This window comes from Citrobacter sp. Cf072, from assembly GCF_030334485.1.
Lineage (GTDB): Bacteria > Pseudomonadota > Gammaproteobacteria > Enterobacterales > Enterobacteriaceae > Citrobacter > Citrobacter freundii.
The window spans coordinates 1-419 of the sequence record NZ_JAOWDX010000004.1; the positions used below are offsets into that span (position 1 = coordinate 1).

Below are 419 nucleotides of genomic sequence, written 5' to 3' on the forward strand. Positions count from 1 at the left end.
AAAATTAGCAGTAAGAAAATCTCTGCAGGCTTGTAGCTCAGGTGGTTAGAGCGCACCCCTGATAAGGGTGAGGTCGGTGGTTCAAGTCCACTCAGGCCTACCAAATTCTTTCTGATACCGCGTTGTGAAACGACTCGCATACTTCAGTATGCTTCGCCGCTCCACGCCTTGTCTCAGCAGGAATTAAGGTGAATGAGATAACTACGATGGGGCTATAGCTCAGCTGGGAGAGCGCCTGCCTTGCACGCAGGAGGTCTGCGGTTCGATCCCGCATAGCTCCACCATCTTTACTGCAAAAACACAAGAAAACTTCAGAGTGTACCTGAAAAGGTTCACTGCGAAGTTTTGCTCTTTAAAAATCTGGATCAAGCTGAAAATTGAAACGACACACTGTTTCATTTCTCCGTAATAAGAAATGA

At 46.8% G+C, this 419-nt stretch carries 2 tRNA genes; both read left to right on the forward strand.

Going from position 1 to position 419, the window contains the following annotated elements:
- Window positions 1–26: 26 nt before the first annotated feature.
- Window positions 27–103: transfer RNA gene (locus tag OGX66_RS00020), tRNA-Ile, on the forward strand.
- A 105-nt stretch (window positions 104–208) separates the two neighbouring features.
- Window positions 209–284: transfer RNA gene (locus tag OGX66_RS00025), tRNA-Ala, on the forward strand.
- The last annotated feature ends 135 nt before the right edge of the window (window positions 285–419 follow it).